Annotated in this window: 24 protein-coding genes and 1 riboswitch; of the genes, 4 read left to right on the forward strand and 20 right to left on the reverse strand. The window is 72.8% G+C overall.

The genetic code is table 11. The features are described from left to right. Positions 1-12: 12 nt before the first annotated feature. On the reverse strand, positions 13-1608 hold the full coding sequence (locus CLV35_RS02515; RefSeq protein ID WP_121192305.1) for an ABC transporter substrate-binding protein: 1596 nt from the start codon (positions 1606-1608) through the stop codon (positions 13-15). Between the two features lie 240 nt (positions 1609-1848). On the opposite strand from CLV35_RS02515, the gene CLV35_RS02520 reads away from it, so the two are divergent. Beyond that, positions 1849-2736 (forward strand): ABC transporter ATP-binding protein, encoded by an 888-nt coding sequence (locus CLV35_RS02520; protein ID WP_231121391.1) that lies wholly within the window; start codon positions 1849-1851, stop codon positions 2734-2736. After that, positions 2733-3935: an ABC transporter permease gene (locus CLV35_RS02525; RefSeq protein WP_121191836.1), complete on the forward strand. Its 1203-nt coding sequence runs from the start codon at positions 2733-2735 to the stop codon at positions 3933-3935. The genes CLV35_RS02520 and CLV35_RS02525 overlap by 4 nt, the downstream gene beginning before the upstream one ends. On the opposite strand, the gene CLV35_RS02530 is transcribed toward CLV35_RS02525, so the two are convergent. Further along, on the reverse strand, positions 3932-5110 hold the full coding sequence (locus CLV35_RS02530; RefSeq protein ID WP_121191837.1) for an MFS transporter: 1179 nt from the start codon (positions 5108-5110) through the stop codon (positions 3932-3934). The two genes, CLV35_RS02525 and CLV35_RS02530, sit on opposite strands and share 4 nt — an antisense overlap. A gap of 31 nt (positions 5111-5141) precedes the next feature. After that, on the reverse strand, positions 5142-6158 hold the full coding sequence (locus CLV35_RS02535; protein WP_121191838.1) for a YihY/virulence factor BrkB family protein: 1017 nt from the start codon (positions 6156-6158) through the stop codon (positions 5142-5144). 159 nt (positions 6159-6317) lie between these two features. Here CLV35_RS02535 and CLV35_RS02540 point away from each other — a divergent pair, with 159 nt between their 5' ends. Together CLV35_RS02540 and CLV35_RS02545 are read left to right on the forward strand one after the other, a co-directional pair. Next, complete coding sequence (locus CLV35_RS02540; protein WP_121191839.1) at positions 6318-7445, forward strand: cysteine--tRNA ligase; 1128 nt, start codon at positions 6318-6320, stop codon at positions 7443-7445. Between the two features lie 82 nt (positions 7446-7527). Then, entirely contained in the window at positions 7528-9003 is a 1476-nt protein-coding gene (locus CLV35_RS02545; protein ID WP_121191840.1) for an amino acid permease, read from the forward strand. 40 nt (positions 9004-9043) lie between these two features. Here CLV35_RS02545 and CLV35_RS02550 read toward each other — a convergent pair whose 3' ends face one another. From CLV35_RS02550 to CLV35_RS02630, 17 genes are all read right to left on the reverse strand, one after another. Further along, entirely contained in the window at positions 9044-10063 is a 1020-nt protein-coding gene (locus tag CLV35_RS02550; RefSeq protein ID WP_147431849.1) for an FKBP-type peptidyl-prolyl cis-trans isomerase, read from the reverse strand. A 116-nt stretch (positions 10064-10179) separates the two neighbouring features. Further along, positions 10180-11358 (reverse strand): M50 family metallopeptidase, encoded by a 1179-nt coding sequence (locus CLV35_RS02555; protein WP_121191842.1) that lies wholly within the window; start codon positions 11356-11358, stop codon positions 10180-10182. Between the two features lie 25 nt (positions 11359-11383). Continuing rightward, the gene (locus CLV35_RS02560; protein WP_121191843.1) at positions 11384-12352 is read right to left on the reverse strand and encodes an acyl-ACP desaturase; all 969 of its coding nucleotides are present in this window, start codon (positions 12350-12352) and stop codon (positions 11384-11386) included. Between the two features lie 64 nt (positions 12353-12416). Continuing rightward, positions 12417-12881: a PPOX class F420-dependent oxidoreductase gene (locus CLV35_RS02565; RefSeq protein ID WP_121191844.1), complete on the reverse strand. Its 465-nt coding sequence runs from the start codon at positions 12879-12881 to the stop codon at positions 12417-12419. Beyond that, positions 12800-13435, reverse strand: a complete 636-nt coding sequence (locus CLV35_RS02570) for a hypothetical protein (protein WP_147431850.1) — start codon at positions 13433-13435, stop codon at positions 12800-12802. The genes CLV35_RS02565 and CLV35_RS02570 overlap by 82 nt, the downstream gene beginning before the upstream one ends. Next, positions 13432-14739: a hypothetical protein gene (locus tag CLV35_RS02575; RefSeq protein ID WP_121191846.1), complete on the reverse strand. Its 1308-nt coding sequence runs from the start codon at positions 14737-14739 to the stop codon at positions 13432-13434. Before CLV35_RS02575 ends, CLV35_RS02570 begins: the two co-directional genes overlap by 4 nt. Before the next feature lie 41 nt (positions 14740-14780). Continuing rightward, positions 14781-15071 carry a hypothetical protein gene (locus CLV35_RS02580; RefSeq protein WP_121191847.1) on the reverse strand — a complete coding sequence of 97 codons (291 nt, stop codon included), beginning with the start codon at positions 15069-15071 and terminating at the stop codon, positions 14781-14783. 82 nt (positions 15072-15153) lie between these two features. Next, positions 15154-16215 carry a Gfo/Idh/MocA family protein gene (locus CLV35_RS02585; RefSeq protein ID WP_121191848.1) on the reverse strand — a complete coding sequence of 354 codons (1062 nt, stop codon included), beginning with the start codon at positions 16213-16215 and terminating at the stop codon, positions 15154-15156. Between the two features lie 82 nt (positions 16216-16297). Further along, positions 16298-16903: a C40 family peptidase gene (locus CLV35_RS02590; RefSeq protein ID WP_231121395.1), complete on the reverse strand. Its 606-nt coding sequence runs from the start codon at positions 16901-16903 to the stop codon at positions 16298-16300. Between the two features lie 3 nt (positions 16904-16906). Beyond that, a riboswitch (cyclic di-AMP (ydaO/yuaA leader) is annotated at positions 16907-17067 on the reverse strand. A gap of 207 nt (positions 17068-17274) precedes the next feature. Next, a complete protein-coding gene (locus tag CLV35_RS02595) occupies positions 17275-18363 on the reverse strand; it encodes an EscU/YscU/HrcU family type III secretion system export apparatus switch protein (protein WP_121191849.1) in 1089 nt (362 codons plus the stop codon). 3 nt (positions 18364-18366) lie between these two features. Beyond that, positions 18367-19137, reverse strand: coding sequence for a flagellar biosynthetic protein FliR (fliR, locus tag CLV35_RS02600; protein ID WP_121191850.1), 771 nt, complete (start codon positions 19135-19137; stop codon positions 18367-18369). 12 nt (positions 19138-19149) lie between these two features. Continuing rightward, complete coding sequence (gene fliQ / locus CLV35_RS02605; RefSeq protein WP_121191851.1) at positions 19150-19422, reverse strand: flagellar biosynthesis protein FliQ; 273 nt, start codon at positions 19420-19422, stop codon at positions 19150-19152. A gap of 43 nt (positions 19423-19465) precedes the next feature. Continuing rightward, complete coding sequence (gene fliP, locus CLV35_RS02610) at positions 19466-20260, reverse strand: flagellar type III secretion system pore protein FliP (RefSeq protein WP_121191852.1); 795 nt, start codon at positions 20258-20260, stop codon at positions 19466-19468. Beyond that, positions 20257-20706: a flagellar biosynthetic protein FliO gene (locus tag CLV35_RS02615; RefSeq protein ID WP_147431851.1), complete on the reverse strand. Its 450-nt coding sequence runs from the start codon at positions 20704-20706 to the stop codon at positions 20257-20259. Before CLV35_RS02615 ends, fliP begins: the two co-directional genes overlap by 4 nt. Further along, positions 20703-21452, reverse strand: a complete 750-nt coding sequence (gene fliN, locus CLV35_RS02620) for a flagellar motor switch protein FliN (protein ID WP_121191854.1) — start codon at positions 21450-21452, stop codon at positions 20703-20705. The genes CLV35_RS02615 and fliN overlap by 4 nt, the downstream gene beginning before the upstream one ends. Continuing rightward, positions 21449-22456 (reverse strand): flagellar motor switch protein FliM, encoded by a 1008-nt coding sequence (locus CLV35_RS02625; protein WP_121191855.1) that lies wholly within the window; start codon positions 22454-22456, stop codon positions 21449-21451. The genes fliN and CLV35_RS02625 overlap by 4 nt, the downstream gene beginning before the upstream one ends. A 100-nt stretch (positions 22457-22556) precedes the next feature. Further along, entirely contained in the window at positions 22557-23057 is a 501-nt protein-coding gene (locus CLV35_RS02630; RefSeq protein WP_121191856.1) for a flagellar basal body-associated FliL family protein, read from the reverse strand. Between the last annotated feature and the right edge of the window lie 79 nt (positions 23058-23136).

The following is a 23136-nucleotide window of genomic DNA, read 5'->3' on the forward strand; positions in this document are numbered from 1 at the left end:
GGGTCGAGGACCTCAGCTCTTGCCGACGAGCCAGAAGCGGAAGGTGAACGACGGGTCGAACGTCTTGTCGACCCCCGTGACGCCGGTGCGCACCGCGGCGATCTGCTTGCCCTGCCAGACCGGGATCATCGGCACGTCCTCGGCGGTGATCTTCTGGATCTGGGCGAACGTCGCGTCGCGGGTCGCCGCGTCGGTGCTGCCCTGCTCCTTCGCCGTCAGCGCCGTGAGCTGCGGGTTGATGTAGTTGTTCTGGAAGTACCCGCCCTTGCCGTCCAGGAAGGGCGCGCTGTAGTTGTCGGGGTCCGGGAAGTCCGGGAACCAGCCGAGCTGGAACACCGGGTAGGTGCCGGCCTTGTAGGCCTTCTGGTACTCCTGCCACTCGGTGCTCTTGACCGTGGCGGTGAACAGCCCGCTCGAGTCGAGCTGGCGCTTGATCTCGGTGAGCTCGTCGACGGAGTTCGGGCCGTAGTGGGTGGGGGTGTACCACAGGTCGACCGGCACGGGCGTCTTCACGCCGGCCGCGTCCAGCAGGGCCTTGGCCTTCGCCTTGTCAGGAGCGCCGTACTTGTCCTTGAACGGCTGGCCCGCGCCCGCGAGCCCCTGCGGGATCATCGAGTAGAGCGGGGTGACCGTGCCGTCGTAGGCGTTCTGCGCGATGGCGTCGCGGTCGATGACCTGCGCGATCGCCTGGCGCACGGCCTTGTTGTCGAGCGGCTTCTGCTTGAGCTGCATGACGAGGTAGCGGATCTCGGTGCCGTTGCCCTCGACGACCTGCACGCCCTTGTCGGTCTCCTTGCGCAGGGCGGCGATGTCGGTGGGCGCGAGGCTGCGGTAGGCGACGTCGACGTCGCCCTTCTCGATGGCGAGCTTGAGCGCCGAGGCCTGGTTGAAGTACTGGATGATGAAGGCGTTGTTGGCGAGCTGGTCGTCGCCCATGTAGTTGTCGTTGACGGCGAAGACGGCCTGCTGCTGCGCGGTGTACTTCGTCAGCTTGTAGGGCCCGGAGCCGACGACCTGGTCGCTGGGGAGCAGCTTGTCGGCCGGGAACTTCGCCGCCTCGACGATCGCCCCGGCGCCCGTGGTCAGCACGAACGGGAACGTCGCGTCGGCGTGGTCGAGGTGCATCGTCACGGTCGTGTCGTCGGTCGCGTCGGTGCTCTTCAGGTTGGCGAGCAGCGAGGCCGAGCCGGCGGGGTCGTTGATCTTGACCATGCGGTCGAACGACGCCTTGACGTCCTTGGCCGTCAGCGGCGTGCCGTCGGAGAACTTCAGGCCCGCGTTCAGGGTGCAGGTGTAGGTCGTCGGGTCGGTGAAGTCGCACTTCGACGCCGCGTCGGGGACCGGGGTCGAGGTCCCCTCCTTGATCTTCAGCAGGTTCTGGTAGACGTTGTAGATGACCGTCCACGACGGCAGGTCGTAGGCGCCCGCCGGGTCGAGGCTCGTCACCGTGTCGGTCGTGCCCAGGATGATGGCGGTCTTCTTGCCGCCTCCCGACCCGCTGCTGCTGCCGCCGGTCGAGCCCGAGCCCTCGTCCTTGCTGCTGCTGCCGCCGCAGGCGGTCAGAGCCAGCCCGAGCACCACGGCACCAGCCAGTGCCTTGCGTGCCATCGCGTACACCTTCCTCCAGCCGAACGGCCGCGACCCGGACGGGTCGCGGCGCTGCGGCGACCGAGCTCTCGAAGTGAGCAGTCGTATCACGCGTCCGCCCGTCCGCCGCCCAGACCCGCCGCACGGGCCGGGTTGCGAAACGGCCTCGGTACGCCGCGGTTGCGCAGCGCAGTCCCTCACACCCGCGTTGCCGGGACGTCACGCGCGGGTCTCGTCCAGGTGTCCGCTTTGATGGTGCGCATGCTCGAGGTGACCGACCTGCGCAAGACCTTCGGGACGACCGTGGCCCTCGACGGCCTCTCGCTGGCCGTGCGGCCCGGCGAGGTCTACGGCTTCGTCGGGCAGAACGGCGCCGGCAAGACGACCACGATGCGCGTCGTGCTCGGCGTGCTGAGCGCCGACTCCGGCCGGGTGCAGTGGGAGGGCCGCGACATGGATCCCGCCGCCCGCCGGCGGATCGGCTACATGCCCGAGGAGCGCGGCCTCTACCCGAAGATGAAGGTGCGCGACCAGCTCGTCTACCTCGCCCGGCTGCACGGTCTCGACCCTGCCCGCGCCGGCGCCAACTCCGCCGAGCTGCTCGACACCCTCGGGCTCGGCGAGCGTGCCGACGACCGGATCGAGGCGCTGTCGCTGGGCAACCAGCAGCGCGTCCAGCTCGCGGCCGCGCTCGTGCACGAGCCCGACCTCCTCGTGCTCGACGAGCCGTTCTCCGGCCTCGACCCGGTGGGCGTCGACGTGCTGGCCGGGGCGCTGCGCGCGCGGGTCGACCGCGGAGTGCCCGTCGTCTTCTCGAGCCACCAGCTCGAGCTCGTCGAACGCATCTGCGACAGCGTCGGCATCGTCAAGGCGGGTCGCATCGTCGCCCAGGGCCCCGTCGACGAGCTGCGCACGAAGGGCCGCGACCGCCGGGTTCGCCTGGTCATGGACGGGCCGCCCGGCGCCGTGACCTCCTTGCCAGGCGTCCGCCAGGTCGAGGGCCGAGGGCCGGCGCTCGTGCTCGAGCTGGCCGACGGCGTCGACGACCAGGCAGTGCTCGACACGGCTCGCGCGGCCGGGCCCGTGCGGGAGTTCACGCCCGTCACCGCGACCCTGACCGAGCTCTTCCGCGAGGTGGTGGCCGCATGAGCGGGCTCTCGTTCTCCCAGGCCGCACGGCTCGTGGCACAGCGCGAGGTCGTCCAGCGGGGCAAGGACAAGTCGTTCCTGATCTCGCTCGGCATCACGCTCGCGATCGTGCTGGCCATCATCGGCATCAACAAGGTGGCCAGCGGCGCCGACTCCTACGACGTGGGGGTGGTCCAGGGCTCCGGGGTCCCGGTCGCGGCGGTGCAGGCCGTCGGGCGCGCCTCGGGCGTCGAGCTGCACGTCTCGGACGTCAGCGCCGAGCAGGCGACCGCACGCGTACGCAGCGGGGACCTCGACGCGGCGCTGACCGCGCCGGGCACCGTCCTGGTGCACAAGAAGCTGTCGGGCACCCTGCGCCCGCTGCTCGAGCAGGCCAACACCCAGGCCGTGGGCGCCTCGCGCCTGCGCGACAAGGGCATCGACCCGGCGCAGGTGAGCTCGGCGTTCGACGTCCCGGCGCTGTCGGTGCGGGCGCAGGACCCGGTCGACAAGAACGCCGACGAGCGCACGAAGGTCGCCACCGTCGGCACGTTCCTGCTCTACGGCCAGCTGATCGGCTACGCGATGTGGGTCGCGCTCGGCATCGTCGAGGAGAAGTCGAGCCGGGTCGTCGAGCTGCTGCTCTCGACCGTGTCGGCGCGCGCCCTGCTCGCCGGCAAGGTCGTGGGCATCGGGCTGCTCGGGCTCGTGCAGCTGCTGCTCATCGCAGCCGTCGGGCTCGGGGCGGCGCTGGCCACCGGCACGGTCGAGGGCACCTCGAACGCGATTGTGCCGATCGCCATGGTGCTCGGGTGGTTCCTGCTGGGCTACGCGTTCTACAGCGTCGCCTACGCAGCGGCCGCGGCGCGCGTCAGCCGCCAGGAGGACCTGCAGAACGTCACGACGCCGATGACGCTGGTGATCGTCGCGAGCTTCTTCGGCGCGCTGTGGGCCGGCAGCCACGCCGACTCGCCCGTGGCGCGCGTGCTCGGCGTGGTGCCACCGTTCAGCGCGCTGGTCAACCCGCAGCGGGTCTCCTCCGGCGACGCAGCAGGGTGGGAGACGCCGCTGGCCGTGGTGCTCATGCTGGCCGTCATCGCCGGGCTCGTCGTGGTGGCAGCGCGGCTCTACGAGGGTGCGGTCCTCCACAGCGGGTCGGTGGTGTCCTGGCGCACGGCGTGGGGCGGGCGCACACCGGCGGCGGCGAGCCGCGAGTCCTAGCGACGCAGCGCCAGGGACGCCGCGAAGACGCCCAGCGCTGCGGCCGACATCGCCGCTCCGACCAGGGTGGTCGCCGCGTAGCCGTGCCCGGCGTCGATCACCACACCGCCCAGCCACGCACCGGTCGCGTTGCCCACGTTGAACGCGGCCACGGCGGCCGACGACGCCAGCAGGTTGTCGGCCGCCGCACCGCCAGCCAGCAGCACCGAGGTCGTGAAGGCCGGCACGGTGGCGAAAGCCGCCATCCCCAGCACGAACAGCGTCACGGCGGCCGCGGCGTGGTGGTGGGAGGTCCGGTCGAAGACCAGGAAGACCACGACCAGCACCGCCAGCGCGCCCGCGACCGTCGCCCGCAGGTCGAGGTCGGCGAGCCGGGCGCCGGCCAGGTTGCCGAGCACCAGGCCCACCCCGAACATCGCGAGCAGCCACGACATGGAGGACGACGCGTACCCCGCCACGTCGGTCATCAGCGGCGCCACGTAGGTCAGCGGCGCGTAGACAGCACCGAAGCCCAGCGCCGTCACCGTCAGCGCCGCCCAGACGGGCGGGCGGGCGAAGGGACGCAGCTGCGTACGCAGTCCGCCCCCCGCCTCGCCGCTGACGTCGGGCACGAGGACGGCGACGGCAGCCATGGCGAGCAGGCCGAGCGCCGCGATCGTCCAGAACGTCGTGCGCCAGCCGAAGCTCTGGCCGACCAGCGTGCCGAGCGGTACGCCGGCCACGTTGGCGACGGTGAGCCCGGTCAGCATCGTGGCGATCGCCTGGGACTTGCGCTCGGGCGCGACCAGGCTCGTCGCCACGAGCGACGCGATGCCGATGAAGGCGCCGTGGCAGAGCGCCGCCACGACGCGGCCGGCCATCATGCCGACGAACGTGGTGGATGCGGCGGAGATGGCGTTGCCGGCGACGAAGAGGCCGAGCAGGCCCACGAGGACCCAGCGGCGAGGCAGCCGGAGGACCAGCATGGTCATCAGTGGTGCACCGACGACCACGCCCATGGCGTAGCCCGAGACCAGCAGCCCCGCCCGCGAGATGCTCACGTCGAGGTCGTCGGCCACCTCCGGCAGGAGCCCGCTGACGACGAACTCGGTGACGCCGATGGCGAAGGTGCCGGCGGCCAACGCACCGAGGGCAGCACCGCTGCCGGTGGTGCCCTCGAGAGCCTGGTCCCCCACGCCGGTCAGCGTAGGGCGGTGGCGCTGCCCGTCACTCGGCGCCGGGGAGGGTGTCGGCCGCCTGCGCGCGGCGGGTTCCCATCGGCTGCGGCGCGCCCTCGGTGGTGTCCTTGCGGGTCTGGCGCTCCGCCTCGGCGTTGACCTCGGCGCCGAAGAGCACGATGAACGAGGTGATGTAGAGCCACATCATGAGGATGATCACGCCGGCCAGCGCGCCGTAGGTCTTGCTGTAGCTGCCGGAGAACTGCGCGTAGAGCGCGAAGGCGACGGAGGCGACGACCCAGATGAGGCCGGCGGCGACGGCGCCGAGGCTGGTCCACGAGAACTTCGCGTTGTCGCGGTCGGGGGCGTAGCGGTAGACGATCGCGAGGGCGACCATGACCGCGACGATGAGGCCGACCCAGCGCAGCACCTGGATGCCGACGCCGGCGAGGACGCCGAGACCGGCCGAGTGCAGGACCGCCGGCAGCACCGCGATGAGCGCGACGGCCACCACGACGAAGACGATCGCGCCGAGCGTCAGGGCGAGGGCCAGCCCGCGCAGCTTGACGAACGTGCGGGTCTCCTGCTCGTCGTAGGCGATGTTGATGCCCTTGATGAGGTTGCCCATGCCGCCGCTGGCGGACCACAGGGCGCCGAGGATCGACACGACCAGCCCGATGCTGAGGGCACCGCCGCTGCTGCTCGTGATGTTCGTCAGCTGCGTGGAGACGACGTCACGTGTCGCCTGCGGTGCGCTGTCGAGCAGGTTGTTCACCTGGTCCGTGACGTCGGCCGGGTTCGCCACCAGGCCGTAGATCGACACCGCGGCGATGACGGCCGGGAAGATCGCGAGGAAGGCGAAGAACGCGACGCCCGCTGCCAGCAGCGAGATGTTGTCGTCCTTGGTCTCCTTCCACGCACGCTTGACGATCTGCTTCCAGCCCGCGGCCGGGATGTCGGTGGGCTTCTCGGCGTCGGCGCCCGGCTGGCCGGCGGGGCTGCCGTCGCGCAGCACCTGTGGCCGGTCGTCGTGCTGGCGCTCGGTGGCGTTCGATGCGGCTGCCATGGCGGTGGACCCCTCTGGTCGAGCTGGTGCGGTGGGCACGCGGTCCGCATTGACGTCGTCGCGTTCCAGGAAGGGGTACCCCTTGCCCTCGTCCGGACAAACCGGACCCGCTGGCCCAGCAGCACCCAGCCTGTCGAGGGCGGGTGGCAGGATCGGTGCGTGACCCGACCGTTCGACGCCGCACCCCGACCCCTGCGCCTCGAGGGGCGCCCCGTGCACGCGGTCGGGACCTTCCGCATCTACGTCTGCGGCATCACGCCCTACGACGTCACCCACCTCGGCCACGCGTCGACGTTCCTCTGGTCCGACCTCGCCGCGCGGGTGCTGCGCGCGACCGGCAGCCGGGTGCAGGTGACCCGCAACGTCACCGACGTCGACGAGGCGCTGCTCGCCGAGGCGCGTCGGCGCCAGGAGCCCTACGACCTGCTCGCCAGCCGCCAGCGCTTCGCGTTCGACTCCACGATGACCCGGCTGGGAGCGCGGCTCCCCGACGCCGAGCCGACCGCCCGCCAGGCGGTGAGCCAGGTCGTCGACCTCGCCTCGGCGCTGCTCGAGCGCGACGCGGCCTACGTCGTCGGCAGCACGGTCTACGCGCGCGGCGCCGGCACGCTCGCCCGCGCCGGCCTCGACGAGGCCCGCGCGCTCGAGCTCTCGGCGGAGTACGGCGACTTCCCTCGCGACCCGGCCAAGGAGCACCCGCTCGACGTCGTCGTGTGGCGGGGCTCCGACGACGTCGACGCCGACGTCAGCTGGCCCAGCCCCTGGGGCGCGGGCCGGCCGGGCTGGCACGCGCAGTGCGCGGCGATGGTGCTCGGCGCGTACGGCTCCGGTGTGGACCTGCACGCAGGCGGAGCGGACCTGCGCTTCCCGCACCACGCGGCCGAAGCGCTGCTCGCCGAGGCCGCGACCGGCGTCGCGCCCTTCGCCCGCGCCTGGCTGCACCCCGGCATCGTGTCGGTCAACGGCGCGAAGATGGCCAAGTCCACCGGCAACCTGGTGCTCGTCGACGACCTGCTCGCCGACGTCAGCCCCGCCGCCGTGCGGCTGCTGTGCCTGCACCGGCCGGTGTCCGAGCCCTGGTCCTACGACGACGCGGCGCTCGAGCGGGCCGCGACGCTCGCCGACGACATCTGGGCCGCGGCGGCCCGGCCGGGCAGCGGGTCCGGCGCCCGCGCGGTCGAGGACGCGCTGCTCGACGGGCTCGACGTGACCCGCGCGGTCGCCGTCGCCCTCGAGGCGGGCGGGCCGGCCGCGCGTCGGCTCTCGGAGGTCCTCGCCCTGGGGTGAGGCGCCGGCCGCGGCGCGACCCGGTGCTCGCTGTGGCGGGGCAGGTGCGTCAAGTGATCGCCACGGGGGTAGTGCCCCGCGCATGAGCCTCGGACTGACCCGCACCAAGCCCGTCGACGACATCCTGGCCCAGGGCGGGGACGACGACGGCACGGAGGGCCCAGGCCGGCTCAAGAAGCAGCTGGGCGTCTTCGACCTCATCGGCTTCGGCATCGGCATCGTCATCGGCGCCGGCATCTTCACGCTGACCGGCGTGGAGGCGAAGGCGCACGCGGGACCGGCGATCGTGCTCTCGTTCGCCTTCGCCGGGCTGGCCTCGTTCCTCGCCGCGCTCTGCTACTCGGAGCTCGCCTCGAGCGTGCCGACCGCGGGCAGCGCCTACACCTACGCCTACGCCACGATGGGAGAGATCTTCGCGTGGATCGTGGGGTGGGACCTCGTCCTCGAGTTCGCGCTCGGCGCCGCGAGCGTCGCCCGCGCATGGTCCGGCTACCTCGGGAACCTGTTCGACCTGCCGACGCGGTGGTTCGCGGAGGACGGCTCGACGGTCAACGTCGGCGCCGTGGCGCTGACGCTGGTGCTGGGCCTGGTGGCGTACGTCGGGGTGCGGCAGTCGGCGCGCGTGACCGGCGTGCTGGTCTCGATCAAGGTCGCCATCTGCATCTTCATCGTGGTCGTCGGGCTGTTCTACGTGAAGGGCTCGAACATCACGCCCTTCATCCCCGCCTCGAAGCAGAGCAGCGGCGACGCCGGCGTCAAGCAGACGGTCGTCGAGGCGGTCTTCGGGCTGGACCCTGCGGTCTACGGCATCGGCGGCGTCCTCACCGCCATGGCGATCGTCTTCTTCGCGTTCACCGGCTTCGAGGCGGTCGCGAACGTCAGCGAGGAGACGCGCAAGCCGCAGCGCGACCTGCCGCTCGGTCTGCTGGGCACGCTGGGCATCGCGCTGGCGCTCTACATCGGCGTCTCGTTCGTGCTCACGGGGATGGTGGAGTACGACAAGATCGACGACGACGCCGCCATCGCCTCGGCGTTCAAGTCCGTCGGGGCCGGCTGGGCGGCCACGCTCGTCGACGTCGCCGCGGTCGCCGGACTCACCACGGTGGTGCTCGTCGACATCGTGGCCATGGGCCGCATCGGCTTCGCCATGGCCCGCGACGGCCTGCTCCCCCGTGCCGCCGGCGTCGTCCACCCGAAGTTCGGGACGCCGCACCGCGTCACCGTCGTCGTGACGGTGCTGGTGGCCGTGCTCGCCGGCTTCGTCCCGCTCGCGACGCTGGTCAACCTGGTCAGCATCGGCACGCTGTTCGCGTTCGTGCTGGTCTCGCTGGCGGTGCCGCTGCTGCGCCGCAGCGACCCCGGCCTCGAGCGCACGTTCAAGGTGCCGTTCTCGCCGGTCGTGCCGCTGCTCTCGGCGCTCGCCTGCATCTACTTGATGCTCAACCTGACGCTCGAGACGTGGATCCGCTTCGCCGTGTGGATGGCGATCGGCCTGGCGTTCTACGCGTTCTACGGACGGCGCAAGGCCCGGCTCGCCGCTGGTGTCGCCAGCAGCTGAGCCGGGCCTCGAGGCCTGTCTCGTACGTCGGGGCGAGCCGTCAGCCGCGCGCCTGCTTGGCCGACTGCGGGATGCCGACGAGGTCGACGACGAAGACCGCGGCCGCCTGGCCGTTGGTCGTGTCGGCCGGCACCTCGAGCAGCACGCGGCTGCCGACCGGCACGCCCTTGAGCAGCTGGAACGGGCCCGCCTGCGCGTCGCTGACCGGGACGGTCTGCGGGCCGTCGGCGTCCCACGACGACTCGGTGGCGCCACCGGCCTGCGCCGCGGCGTACTGCACGAGCACGGCGGTCGTGACCGGCTTGCCGGTGCCCTTGGCGAGCACGGTCATCTTGGCCTTGGCAGGCGCCTTGTAGTCCTTGGCGGCCACGACCTTGGCCGGCGAGCCGGGCTTGCCGGTGATCGTCAGCGTCGAGGGGACCGTCGCCCCCTGGTCGACCGCCTTCGGGTCGCTGGCCGCGGTCTTGCTGTAGGTGCCGACGATGTCGACGACGAACACGATCGTGTCGGTGCCCTTGATGCCGGCCTCGGACTGGCCGCCCGAGCCGTAGCCCTCCGACGGCGGGATCGAGAGCAGCACCCGGCTGCCGGCCTTGAGCCCGACGAGCGTGCGGTCCCAGCCGGAGATGACCTTGCCGGTGCCGATCGGGAACGCGGCGCCGGTGCCCTTGTCGTAGGAGTTGTCGAAGACCTTGCCGCCCCAGACCTGGCCCAGGTAGTCGGCGTCGAGGATGTCGCCGGCCTTCACGACCGCGCCGGTGCCCGGCGTCACGACCTTGACGCCGAGCGAGGTGCCGGGCTTGCCCGTGAAGGTGAGAGTCGGCTTGTCGCCGTAGGCGCCGGAGGCGGTGAAGCCGACCTCCGTCGAGATCGGCACCTTCGGCGCGGGCGTGCCGGAGGCGTCGGCGCTCGCGCCGGGGGCGCTGGAGCTCGGCGCACTGGAGCTCGGTGCGCTCGACCCCGGCGAGGCGGCGGACGAGCCCGCGTCCGGAGAGCTGCTGGCGCCGCAGGCGGCGAGCAGGAAGGAGCCGGACAGGGCGAGCACAGCAAGACGGCGCACGAGCAACCTTCGGGGCAGGAGGTGGAGAGCGGGGGGTACGGGCGTCGCAGCTCTGCTGCGGCCCTTCCTCACACTAACCGCCGTACCTGTGTGCTGCGTTCCGAGCGACCGGGGGCCTAGCGGTCGGTGGCGCCGGCGAACGCCGCCCAGGCGGGCAGCCGGCGCATGGCGGCGAGGTCCGGCTCGTCGGCCACCGCCGAGAGGTCGCGCAGGCCCAGCGTGGTGGCGTAGACGACACCGTCGTAGGCACGCTCCGGTGCACCGGCCGCACCCCAGCACCGGGCGGTCAGGTAGGCCAGCTGGGGGTCCTTGGTCCAGGGCAGCGCCGCCTGGCCGAGGGCCGCGCCGAAGCGCGGCTGGCCCGACGTGCGCGCCGCGCCCATCGCCCACACGACCACGTCGACGGGCAGCGGCCCGCCGGCCACCGCGGAGACGGCGCGCTCCCAGTCGCGGGCGGTGACCGCCCAGACCAGCAGCGACGTACGCCGCAGCGGGTCGGGCCGCTCGGCCACCAGGCCCTCGAGGCGGGTCGCCGCACCAGGGTCGCCGAGGCCCGCGAGCAGCGCCTGCACGGACGCGTCCACCCGCCCGGCGGACGCGGTGGTGCGGGCGGCGTCGAGGCGGCCGGCGACGACGTCGGCCACCACGGCGTACGACCGCTCCTCGGCGCTGGTCGCCGACCCGCGCCGGCGCTCCGGCAGCAGCGTGAGCAGGTTGATGACCGCGACCACCAGGAACATGCCGGCGGTCCAGGTGCTGCGCTGGTAGGCCCAGGCCGCGACGGCGAGAGCGAAGACGACCGAGATCGCGGAGGCGAGCCGCACCCGCGTCGGCTCGCTCCCCGGCAGCGCCGACTCGAGCACGTGGCCGCCGTCGAAGGGGCGCACCGGCAGCAGGTTGAGCACCGCCCAGCCGAGCGTCACGAAGACCAGCGACTCGAGCACGCGCGCGGTGTCGTAGGAGAAGTCGCCCGCGAGGCGCACGGCGAGCAGCGGCACGCCGATCGCGACCCCGGTCAGCGGGCCGGCGACCGCGATGCCGATGCGCGACCACCGCGACTGCGGCGGCGAGACGTAGGTGGTGACGCCTCCCAGCGCCACCAGCGCGATCTCGATCTCGCGGGCCCCCGCGGCGCGCGCGGCGAACGCGTGGCCGAGCTCGTGGACCAGGATGGCCACCACCCCGCCGACCACGAAGGCGACGAGCCCCGCGGTCGACCCGCCGCCCTGGCCCAGCGCGAGCAGGACCACGGGCAGCAGGGGGCTGACCCGCAGGGGGAAGCCGAAGATCCTCACCGGGTCCAGTGTGCCCGAGGTCGGGCTACTGGGCCGCGCGCGAGTCGGGCTGCTGGCCGGTGGCCGCCATGCGCGCGCGCAGCTTGTCGCGCTTCTCCTCGAACCGCGTCGCGGTCGCGTCGGTCTTGGCCATGAACTCGGCGAGCTCCTCGCGCGCGGCCTCGCCGTCGGCGTCGAGGCCCTCCATGTCCCAGACGCCCCAGGCGCGCAGCACCGGCGAGATGACGTCGTCGTGGTGGATGCGCAGGTCGTAGATGCCCGCGAGGGCGATCTGCAGCGACTTGCGGCCGAAGTCGTCGATGGTGCTGCCGGGCATCTCGAAGGTCTTCACGACCTCGGTCACCGCGCGCATCGTCTCGTTGGGCGAGAGCTGGAACGAGGCCGCGAGCAGGTTGCGGTAGAAGACCATGTGGAGGTTCTCGTCGGTCGAGATGCGGGCGAGCAGCGCCTCGCACATCGGGTCGTCGGTGAACCGGCCGGTGTTGCGGTGGGAGATGCGGGTGGCGAGCTCCTGGAAGGAGACGTAGGCCACCGAGCGCAGCATGTCCTCGTCCTGCTTGGTCTCGAAGCCCTGGCCCATGTGCACCATGCGGGCGCGCTCGAGCGCGTCGGGGTCGACCGCGCGGGTGGTCAGCAGGTAGTCGCGGATCGCGATGCCGTGCCGGCCCTCCTCCGCGGTCCAGCGGTGGACCCACGTGCCCCAGGCGCCGTCGCGGCCGAAGACCTTGGCGATCTCGTGGTGGTAGCTCGGCAGGTTGTCCTCGGTGAGCAGGTTGACCACCAGCGCGGTGCGGCCCACCTCGGTGATGCGCGACTGCTCGGGGTCCCACGCCTCGCCGCCGAGCGGGCCGTCGAAGTCGCGGCCCTCGCTCCACGGGATGTACTGGTGGGGCATCCACTCCTTGGCGACCTTGAGGTGGCGCTCGAGGTTCTCCTCGACGACCGGCTCGAGCTCGTGGAGCAGCTCGAGCTGGGTGGGGCGGCGCTCGGTCATCGTCGAGTTCCTGTTCGTCGAGGAGGCTTCCCTACGGCTACGGAACCGTAGGTTTCGTCGAATCCTACCCCTGCTGGGCCAGCCGGGCGGGGAACCCCCCGGTGGCGATCGGCGACCAGCGCTCGATCCCCACGCGGATCAGGCACTTGCCCTGCCGGACCATCGCGGCGCGGTAGTCGTCCCAGTCGGGGTGCTCCCCCACGAGCGCGCGGTAGTAGTCGACCAGCGGCTCCACGGCCTCGGGCAGCTGCAGCACCTCGGCCCGGCCGTCCACCTGCACCCACGGACCGTCCCAGTCGTCGGACAGCACGCACAGCGAGACCCGCGGGTCGCGCTCGGCGTTGCGGGCCTTGGCGCGCTCGGGGTAGGTCGAGACGACCATCCGGCCCTCGCCGTCGACCCCGCACGCGACCGGCGACACCTGCGGCCGGCCGTCCTGCCGGGTCGTCACGAGCAGCCCCTTGCGGCGGGGGCGGAGGAACTCGAGGAGCTCGTCGCGCTCGACACGCGTGGAGGAAGCGGTGGCCACGGTCGAGCAGGGTACGCCGCGGCCTCCTCCCAGCGCAGGGTCGCCACGACCGCGTCGAACAGCACTCGGTAGGCATCGGCCAGCTCGGGCACGGGTGCCTCGAACGCCAGCAGCAGCAGCGTGCCGCGCGGCCCGGCGCACCAGTAGGTGACCGACCCGGGGGCAGCGCTCGCCCTGAGCACAGCAGGCGCGCCGCCACCGACGCCGGGGAGCCGCTCGACTGTCCCGCCCGCCGACGAGAGGGCCGCCTGGACCGCGTCGATGCCGCCGGGCGGCAGGGCCGCGCGGCTGGTCGTGAGCGAGGCCGCCAGGGGCACGCCGTCGACGCTGCGCGCGCACAGGTGCAGCGACTCGACGCCCCGCGCCGCCGCCCGCGCGGTGAACGCGTCGAGCTCGCGGCGCAGGTGCCGCTCGGTGCCCGGCGGCAGCGGTCCCGCGCTGCGCAGGAGCCGGCCCACCGCGCGGCGCCGCCGCCCGTCCAGGGGCACGTCGACCCAGCCGGACGGCAGCGCCAGCGTGCAGCCGGCCCACGTCGCGCGGGGACGGGCGGTCACCACGCGACCGCCGCCCGGCCCCGCGACCTTCGCGCCCGCCCCTCGTGGTGGCGCGGCGTGACGGCGCCTACGGCCGCCCCGACGGCCACGGGGACCTTGCCCCACAGGTCGTAGGCGCTGGCGAGGCCGCGTGCGACACCGATCCGGCGCACGAGGACGCCGGCGTCGGCCGCGGCTCGCGCCACGCCGAGGTCAGCCGGGTGCGCCGCCGCAGCAGCCTGCGCGAGCTTGGCCGCGCGCGCGGCGGCCAGGTCGCCGCCGGCGACCACCATGAGGCGCAGGTCGCCGCGGGTGATCCGCGGCAGGTCACCGGCGAGCGAGGCACCCGCCGCCGAGCTCCGGGCGGCGGCGACCGCGCCCTCGACGTCGTCGAGGACGAGCTGAGCACGCGCTCGGGAGAGCGCTCCGGCGCCGGGGCGGCGCAGCGTACGCGTCGCTGCCGCCACCCGAGGAGCAGCAGCGGTGCGCGTGGCCGACTCCGCCGCCGCGGCGCTGACGCGGGCCGTCTCGCTGCGCAGGCCGGACACCGCGCCCAGCAGCCCCTTGCCGCCGACCCTGCCCAGCGCGATGCCGAGCGCGTCGGCGCCGACGGTGGCGAGGCTGCCCTGCCCGCGGCGGGCCAGCTCGGCGTCGGCCAGCAGGCCGACGCAGCCGGTCAGCAGGGAGGCGGCCGCGAGGGCGCCGTTGAGACCGGGGACCAGGCAGAAGACCAGGGAGAGCACGCCGGTGACGGTGGACACCCAGCTGCAGAGGGCCGCGAGGTGGTGCAGGTCGGCGAACCAGTGCCCCGTGCCGGTGATGCCGCTCCACGCCTCGTGGAGAGCCTCGTGGAGGGCCGCGTGGACCCCGGCGAACCGGCCGTCGTCGAGGTGGTCGCTGTGCCGCGCCCGCTCGAGGGCGTCGCGAGCCCTCCGCTCGGCGCGGTCGCGGGAGTCGACCGCCTCGGCGAGCAGGTGCTGCGCGCGCCGCAGCTCGTCGCGCGCCAGCTCGGTCGGCCCGTCCGGAGAGACGTCCGCTGCGGCCGCCTGCGCCCGCAGCAGCGCGCGGTCGGCGAGCTCCTGGGCGGACTCGAGCTCGCCGGCCCACTCGGTCAGGGCGCCCGCTGCGACGCGGTAGCGGCTCGGCACGCGCCCGAGCCGCACGGCCACCGCGCCCGCCGCGTCGCGGAGCGCGTCGACCGCCTCCGACGTCGCGCCCGGCGCCTGGGCGAGCGCCCGCAGCTCGGCCGCCTGTCGCTCCACCTCGTCGGCGACAGCGGCGAACTGCCTGGCAGCACGCAGGATCTCGACAGGGTCACCCGGCACGGGGTCGTGCTGTGCCAGAGCAGACCAGTCGCGAGGGCGCATCACCGCCCGCTGCTTCTGACGGCCCGCGCCAGGGCATGGTCCGTCGACTCGAACCCGTCGGCCACCTCGGCCGTGCGTGCCCGCAGGGCCTCGACGTCGGCGCCCAGCGCGGCGCGCCTCCTGCGCCAGCCGTCCGAGAAGTCCTGCAGGGCGTGGGAAACGGCGTGCGAGCCCGACGCCTCGACCGCCGGCGTGACGAGCGCAGCTGCCGACAGGGCGCGGGACACCGCGTCGAGCCCAGCCGCCACCCGGCGCAGTCGTGCCGTGTCGAGCTCCAGCCGCTCATCCACCGCGTACCTCCCCGTCCCACGTCGTGAGGTCGCCACGGTAGGCGGGTCGGGCGGTCCGTGCGCTGCGTCATCCACAGGCACGTCAGGACTGGGCCAGCGCGACGACCCGCTGCTCGCGCGACGAGGTGCGCGCCGCCTCGAGGACCGCCAGCACGCGCACGGAGTCGGCCGAGTCGACCGGCACCGGGCCGGCACCGAGCAGCGCGTCGCGCCACTGCACGTAGAACTCCTGCCACGCACCGGGCAGCGAGGGCACCGGCCGGACGTCGTCACCGGCGCCGAGCCGTCCCCACGCGCTCTCTGGCACCGCACCCCACGAGGGGTCGGCCGGCGTGCGTCCCGCGCGCAGGGCCTCCTCCTGGCCGTCGAGGCCGTGCACCACGTAGGCGCCGGCGCTGCCGAGCACCCGCAGCCGCGGTCCGAGGTCGGCCGCGACAGCGCTCGCCCACAGCGTGCTGCGCACCCCGGACGCGTGCGTCAGCGCGACCATCACGTCGTCGTCGACCTGCACCGTCGCCCGCCGCGTGTCGACCTCGGCGTAGACCGAGGTCGCCGGCCCGAACAGGTGCAGCGCCTGGTCGACGAGGTGGCTGCCGAGGTCGTTGAGCAGCCCGCCCGCGTCGGCCGGGTCGCCGCTCTCGCGCCAGCCGGGCTTGGGCACCGGGCGCCAGCGCTCGAAGCGCGACTCGAACCGGTGCACGTCGCCGAGCGCGTCGTCGGCGAGCAGGGCCTGCAGCGTACGCAGCTCGGAGTCCCAGCGCCGGTTCTGGTAGACGGTGAGCAGCACCCCCGACTCGCGCGCGAGGCTCACGAGCGACTGCCCCTCGTCGTGGGTGACGGCGAGCGGCTTGTCGACGACGACCGGGAGGCCCGCGAGGAGGGCGGCGCGCGCGAGGTCGAGGTGCGTACGGTTCGGCGTCGCGACCACGACGCTGTCGAAGCGCTCGGGCGCGGCGAACACCTCGTCGGCCGACGCGAGCACCTCCACCCCCGGCAGGACCGCACGTGCCGCCGCCGCCCGCTCCTCGGATCGGGTGACGACGGCGGTGACGCGCAGCCCGGGCACCGCGTTGATCACAGGGGCGTGGAAGGTGGAGCCGGCCAGGCCGTAGCCCAGCACCGCGACTCGCAGCTCGCTCGACATGCCCCCATCCTCCCCACCACGACGTCGTGGTCCCCCATCGCCCCGTGGGGGCGACCAGGACCCCCGACGTCGTGGGGAAGGGTCAGATGACGCGGCCGGCGACCCAGCTGTGCGAGCTGATCGGGGTGAGCGCGACGCCCTGGCCGGGCTGGCGGGCGTGCCAGATGCGGTTGTGCCCCGCGTAGATCGCCACGTGGTAGACGTGAGAGCCGGAGCGGAAGAAGACCAGGTCACCCGGCTTCATCGACCCCTTGGAGATCTTCTTCGAGGCGGCGTACTGCTGGCCGCTGGTGCGGGGCAGCGAGGTGCCTCCGGCGTGGCGCATGACCCAGCCGGTGAAGCCGGAGCAGTCGAACGAGCGGGGGCCCGTGGCGCCGTAGACGTAGGGCCGGCCCTTGAGGGCGGCGGCCGTCTTCAGCAGCTTGGCGACCTTGTGGGCGCGGACGGCGGCGGCGCGGCGGACCACGGCGGCGTGCCGGGCGGCGGCGCTGCGGTGGGCGGCGGCCGTGCGGGTCACGGCGCTCGGCGTGACGGTCGGCGCGGCCTGCGCGACGACCGCAGCCGCAGGGGCGGCGGGAGTGGCGGCGGCCTCCCCGGCGAGCGGGACGACGACCGCGGCGGCGCTGAGCGAGAGGGCGAGGGCGAGGCGGCGCACGGAGGTGCGCGCGCCGGTGACGGCGTGCAGCAAGGCAGGACCTTCCAGGTACGCCTGCGAGGTGAGCTGTCGGGTTCGGGGACTGGAAGCGCCCCGGCCGCTGCGTCGCGGCTTCACCCCGAGCCGGTGGCTGTGCCACACGGCGGAGATCCTCTGGAGGAGTGGGTCCCCCGCTCCTGTCCCGGTGTTCGGGAGTACGTCGCCTGGCGGGACAGGACTCGGCGAGGCCTGGCGACGACCGGTGGTGCACCGGTGATGAGAACAACGTCAGCCTAGGTGCGGCACCTGAGCCTTCTTGCGCTCTCAACCTGTTGCGCATCTCACGGCGGGTGCACGAACCGCCTCCCACCTGGGGAGACACGGGTGCCGGCCAGTGCCCGGTGACCTTCCTCACGCCTGCGGGCTCAGCGCCTGGCAGCGACGACAGGTACGCGATGGACGCCTGCCGCAGAACCCCGCGCCTTCAGCGACATGATGAAGGCCAGCACGCGGGCGACCGCGTTGTAGAGCTCCGGCGGCACCTCGCCGCCGATGTCGACCGCCTTGTGCAGCGCCCGTGCCAGCGGCACGTCCTGCACCATGGGCACGCGGTGCTCCTCCGCCAGGGCACGGATCTTGGCCGCGACGACGCCCTTCCCCTTCGCGACGACGCGCGGCGCGCCCTTGGCCGGGTCGTAGCGCAGCGCGACGGCGACGTGCGTCGGGTTCACGATGACGACGTCGGCGCTCTGCACCTCGGCCATCATGCGGTTGCGGCTCATCTCCATCTGCCGCTGCTTGATCTTGCCCTTCATCTGCGGGTCGCCGTCGGCCTGCTTGTGCTCGTCCTTGATGTCCTGCTTGCTCATGCGCAGGCCCTTGTCGATGCGCTTCTTCACGATGGCGAAGTCGGCGCCGGCCAGCACCAGGCCGGCGAGCGCGGCCTCCCGCATCGCGGTCAGCGCGGTGCTTGCAACGATGCGCAGCACCCCGGAGAGCGGCAGCACGTTGCCGTGGCCGAGCAGCGGCTTGATGCCCTGGGCGGCGTGCCAGACCACCAGAGCCAGGATGGTCACCTTCAGCAGCGACTTCGTCGCCTCCCACGCACCCTGCGGCCCGAACATGCGCTTGAGCCCGCCGATCGGGTTGAGGTGCTTGAAGTCGGGCTTGAGCTTCTTGGTGGCGATGGGCAGGCCGCCCTGCGAGGCGGTCGACATGACGGCCACGGCGATGATGCTGAGCGAGAGCGGGCCGACCAGCGAGGCGATGTCGCCCAGGCCGGTCCTCAGCAGCCGGGCCGCGTCGGCCGGCTGGGGGTCGGAGATCTCGGCGAGCGAGTCGATCGAGAGCTGCCGGATCTTGTCGGTCGCCCGGGAGGCAGTGAGTGGTATGACGAAGCTGGCGGCCAGCACCCCGAGCCAGGTGGAGAGGTCGTTGGTGCGGGCGACGCGCCCCTCTTTGCGGGCTTCGCGCAGCTTCTTGGCTGTCGGCTTCTCGGTCTTCTCGCCGCTCACCGCTCAGCCCCCCATCCCCATCGTGGCCGCCATCGCGTGGAGGCACAGGTCGGTGATGCGCTGCACGGCCGAGGGCAGCAGCGGCACGCAGGCGCCGAAGATGAGCAGCGTGGCCAGGATCTTCGCCGGGAAGCCCAGCTGGAAGGCGTTGAGGGCGGGTGCGATGCGGGTCAGGAGCCCGAGGCCCACGTCGACGACGAACAGCACGCCGATCATCGGTGCCGCGATCTGCAGCGCCGCGAGGACGAACTGGCCGAGGCAGGTGGTCAGCACGTGCATGATGCGGTCGAGGTCGAGCCCCGTGCCGAGCGGCACGGCGTCGTAGGACGACTCGAAGCCGCGGACCATGAGCAGGTGGCCGTTGAAGGCGAACAGCAGCATGGTGGAGATCTGTGAGGTGAGCCGGCCGAAGACGCTGTTCTGCGTCATCGAGAGCGGGTCGTAGCCGCTGGCCAGCTGGAAGCCGCCGAAGAGGTCGATGAGGTCGCCGGCGGCCTGGATCGCCGCGAACAGCAGGTAGGTGACGAAGCCGAGCGCCATGCCGATGAACGTCTGCAGCACGACCGCGCTGACGAGCGCGGCGGTGTCGAACCCGGTCACGTCGACCTTGAGCCGGGGCGCGACCGGCAGGGCGAGGGCGAAGGCGATCACCGCCTTGACGGGCGTCGGCACCGCCCTCGAGGAGAACGGCGGGGCGACGAACAGCCAGGCGGCGGCGCGTACGGTCGCCAGCAGGAAGCTGACGAGCAGCGGCGTCGCGATGGAGACGTTCACGGACGCGACGCGTCAGCTTCCGAGCAGCGAGGGGATGCGGGCGAACATCTCGTTGGTGAAGCTCATCAGCGTGTGCAGCATCCAGTTGCCGCAGACCAGGATGGCGATGCCGACCCCGGCGGCCTTGGGCACGAAGGCGAGCGTCGCCTCCTGGATCTGGGTCACCGACTGGAAGAGCGAGATCGCGAAGCCGATGACCAGCGCGGTCAGGAGCATGGGGGCCGACAGCTTCGCGGCGACCAGCATGGTCTGCAGCGCGATGTCGAGGATCGCCGAGTCGGTCACAGCCGCGTCCGATCTGGTGGAGGGGGGAGGGGGGCGGTGGTCGTCAGTGGTAGCTGGAGACGAGGGAGGAGATCACCAGGCCCCAGCCGTCGACCAGCACGAACAGCAGCAGCTTGAACGGCAGCGAGATCATCACGGGCGGCAGCATCATCATGCCCATCGACATCAGGCCGGCGCTGACCACGATGTCGATCACGAGGAACGGGATGAAGATGATGAAGCCGATGATGAACGCGCTCTTGAGCTCCGAGAGGACGAACGCCGGGACGAGCGTGGTGAGCGGCACCTCCGCGGCGGACTTCGGCTTCTCCTTCTGCGCGACCTTCGTGAAGAGCGCGAGCTCCTCCTTGCGGGTCTTCTTGACCATGAACTGCTGGAGCGGCTTGACACCGTCCTTGAAGGCTTCGGACTGCGTCTTGTCGCCCTTGAGGTAGGGCTGCACACCGTCCTTGTTGACGTCCGAGAGCACCGGCGCCATGACGAACAGCGAGATGAACAGCGCGAGCCCGGCGAGCACCTGGTTCGGCGGCACGTTCTGCACGCCGAGGGCGTTGCGGGTCAGGCCCAGCACCACGAACACCTTGGTGAAGCAGGTGCACATGAGCAGCAGGGCCGGCGCGACCGACAGCAGGGTGATGGCCAGGATGACCGTCAGCGAGGTCGACGGCTTGCCGACGATGCCGCCGAGGTCGACCGTGACGCCGGTCGGGCTGGTGGGACCCGTCGGGCCGGTGGGGCCCTTGGGCGCAGTCGGGGCGGCGGAGGCAGCGCCCGCGGTCAGGAGCGAGGTGCCGACGGTGACGCCGGTGGCCAGCGCGAGCTTCGCCAGGCGGCTCATCCGCGCCGAGCCGTGCGCTCACGCAGGACCTCGACGGTCTGCTTCCAGGTGGTGGGGCTCAGGATGCTGCCGGTCAGCGCGCCGGCAGCGTCCGCGTCGGCGGCCGGCCGGGCAGCCGGGCGGGCGGCGGTCAGCGCACGGCGGCGGCCCGGGGCGCGCACCGCGGGGACGGCCGGCTCCTCGACCTCCAGCTCGAGCTCCTCGAGCGTGGTCTCGCCGAGCATCGTGACCGTGCCCTCGGTGACGCCGAGGATGATCGCGCGCTCCCCGATGCGGACGACGGAGACCGACGCGCTGCGCGAGAGCTGCTTGCGGGCGACGACGTCGAGCGTGGTGGCCACGCGGCCGCCGCCGGCCCGGCGCATCACCTTGGCCGCGAGCCACATCAGCGCGAGGACCGCGCCGAGCGAGACGACGAGCTGGCCCATCAGGTGGGCGGTGCTCAACGCGCACCGTCCTCGGCGCCGGGGCCGACGAGCTCGGTGATCCGGATGCCGTACTCCTCGTCGACCACGACGACCTCGCCGCGGGCGATGAGCGTGCCGTTGACCAGCAGGTCGGCGGGGCTGCCGGCGGCGCGGTCGAGCTCGACGACGGCGCCGGGCGAGAGGGAGAGCAGCTCGCGGACGGTCATCCGCGTACGCCCCAGCTCGGCCGTGACCTCCATCTCGACGTCGCGCAGCAGCTCGAGGCCGGCGGCGCGGCCGCCGGGACGGCCGGCACCGGCGCGGCGGGCCGGGGGCACGGTGCCCGCGATCGCCACGGCGTAGACGACCGTGACCTCGCCGCCGTCGAGCAGCGGGACGTAGACCGCGGTGCCCGCGCCGGCGAGGCTCTCGAGGGCGACCTCGACGGGGAGCTCGGTGCCCGCCTCGACGACCACCTGGCCGAGCGTCTCGGCGCCGGCGACGAGACCGGCACGCACGGCGGCGGCGAGGTCGAGCTGGCCGAGCGGGCTCTGCGCGAGCGCCTCGACCAGGTCGGAGGGGACGATGACGAGGGAGGAGCCGCGTACCCCGCCGCTGAAGCCGGCCAGGACCGCGACCGCGGCGTTCTGCGGCAGCGGCAGCATGCCCAGGTCGGTGACGGGCGAGCCGACGGCCAAGGGCGCGGCGCTCGGCAGCGCGGCGGCGGCAGCGCCCGCTGCCGCGAGGACGACCTCGACGATCTCGGGGGCGACGACGGTGCTCACGCGTACTCCTTGGCGACTGCGGGGTGGGTGGAGGGGAGGGGGCGGCCGGACGAGACCCGGGGCGGGCCGTCGTCCGGGGGCGGCGGGTCGACGACCAGCACCGCGAGGCGCTTGCCGGCCGAGCCGGGCGTCGCGTGGGCGAAGACCACGTCGGCGGCGCGCACGGTCAGCGGGAGGGAGGTGACGTGGTGCAGCGGCACCACGTCGCCGACGGAGAGGTCGACGAGGTCCTCGGGGCGCGTCAGGGAGGAGTCGAAGCGCACGGTCACCTCGACCGGCACGTCCTCCATGCGGTTGGCGAGCATGACCGCGGCGTTCTCGCGCAGCATCCGCTCGCGCGCGCTGCTGATGTGCTGGTTGGCGTGCGCCTCGAGCAGTGCCAGCGTGGGCGCGAAGGGCAGGCAGACCGTGGCGACCGTCTCGGTCTCGCCGACCTTCATGTCGAAGGAGGCGACCATGACGAGGTCGTTCGGGGACGCGACCTGGGCGAACTGCGGGTTGTACTCGAAGGTCATGACCTGCAGCTCGAGCGAGACCAGACTCTCGAAGGCGTAGCGCAGCTCGTGCAGGATGCGGCCGAGCAGGTCGCGCAGGAGCGAGGACTCGATGTCGGTGAGCGGGCGCTCGGGCTGGTTGCCGGAGCCGCGGCCGCCGAGCATGTGGTCGACGCAGGCCATCGCGCTGCCGATGCTCATCTCGAGCACGCCGGCGCCGGGCAGCGGGTCGACCGACAGCGTGACCATGAGGGTCGGGTTGGCCAGGCCGGAGACGTACTCGTCGTAGGTCAGCTGCTCGATCGAGACCAGGCTGACCTGGGCGACCGCGCGCAGCGTGGAGGTGAGCAGCGTCGTGTACTGCCGCGCGAACGTCTCGAAGACGAGCTGCAGCGTGCGCACGTGGTCGCGCGAGAGCTTCGTGGGGCGCCGGAAGTCGTAGAGCTCGGGCCCGCTGCTCTTCGAGCCGACGCGCGAGCCGCTCTTGCCCGGGGTCTGTCCTGCTGTCACGACAAGGGTGTCGGCAGCGGTCGCGGGCGAGGTTAGCCCGAAAGGGGTACTTCGATCGGGCCTCCCGCGGGCGGGCGTGCCGCCCGCGGGAGGGCGCTCGTCAGGACGTGGGCGCCTGGACGACCAGCGTCGTGAAGTAGAGGTCCATGACGTACGACTCCGGCTCCTCGGTCGCGCCGGTCTCCTTCTCGGGGGTGTAGCGCTCCTCGATCTCGTGGAGCAGCTCGGCCTTGAGCTTGGCGACCGCCTTCTTCGACTGCAGCGTGGCGATGTCCTCGCCCGAGAACAGCGTGATCGCGGAGTCGAGCGCCTTGCCCGGGTCGAGCGGCTCCGCCAGGCCGGCCGCCCCCTCGGTGAGCTGGAGGGTCATGCCGAGACGGAGCAGGGCGCCGCTCGAGAGGTTGATGTTGATCGGGTCGATGACCAGCACCGGGCCGGGCTTGGGCGCCGGCTTCTCGGTCGCGACGGCGGCCGACGGCTTGGCGAGCACGAACTTGTAGACGCCTCCGAGCAGCAGCACTGCCACGACGGCGATGATGATCATCTTCTTCTTGCCGCCCTTGGCGGGGGCTTCCTTCTCCTCGGCCGAGTCCTTGGCCATGATGTGCGTTCCTTCGCTGGTGGGGGTCGTTCTCTGGGGAGTTCGGCCGCGCGGTCGGTGGACCGCAGCCGCCTAACGG

The organism is Motilibacter peucedani (assembly GCF_003634695.1).
Taxonomy (GTDB): Bacteria; Actinomycetota; Actinomycetes; order Motilibacterales; family Motilibacteraceae; genus Motilibacter; species Motilibacter peucedani.

Bases quoted from the DNA above. Each gene is read 5' to 3' on its own strand.
- CLV35_RS02525 (WP_121191836.1), top strand. From the start codon at position 2,733: ATGAGCGGGCTCTCGTTCTCCCAGGCCGCACGGCTCGTGGCACAGCGC.
- CLV35_RS02515 (WP_121192305.1), bottom strand. From the start codon at position 1,608: ATGGCACGCAAGGCACTGGCTGGTGCCGTGGTGCTCGGGCTGGCTCTG.
- CLV35_RS02585 (WP_121191848.1), bottom strand. From the start codon at position 16,215: ATGTCGAGCGAGCTGCGAGTCGCGGTGCTGGGCTACGGCCTGGCCGGC.
- CLV35_RS02560 (WP_121191843.1), bottom strand. From the start codon at position 12,352: ATGACCGAGCGCCGCCCCACCCAGCTCGAGCTGCTCCACGAGCTCGAG.
- CLV35_RS02535 (WP_121191838.1), bottom strand. From the start codon at position 6,158: ATGGCAGCCGCATCGAACGCCACCGAGCGCCAGCACGACGACCGGCCA.
- CLV35_RS02520 (WP_231121391.1), top strand. From the start codon at position 1,849: ATGCTCGAGGTGACCGACCTGCGCAAGACCTTCGGGACGACCGTGGCC.
- CLV35_RS02545 (WP_121191840.1), top strand. From the start codon at position 7,528: ATGAGCCTCGGACTGACCCGCACCAAGCCCGTCGACGACATCCTGGCC.
- fliP (WP_121191852.1), bottom strand. From the start codon at position 20,260: ATGAGCCGCCTGGCGAAGCTCGCGCTGGCCACCGGCGTCACCGTCGGC.
- CLV35_RS02630 (WP_121191856.1), bottom strand. From the start codon at position 23,057: ATGGCCAAGGACTCGGCCGAGGAGAAGGAAGCCCCCGCCAAGGGCGGC.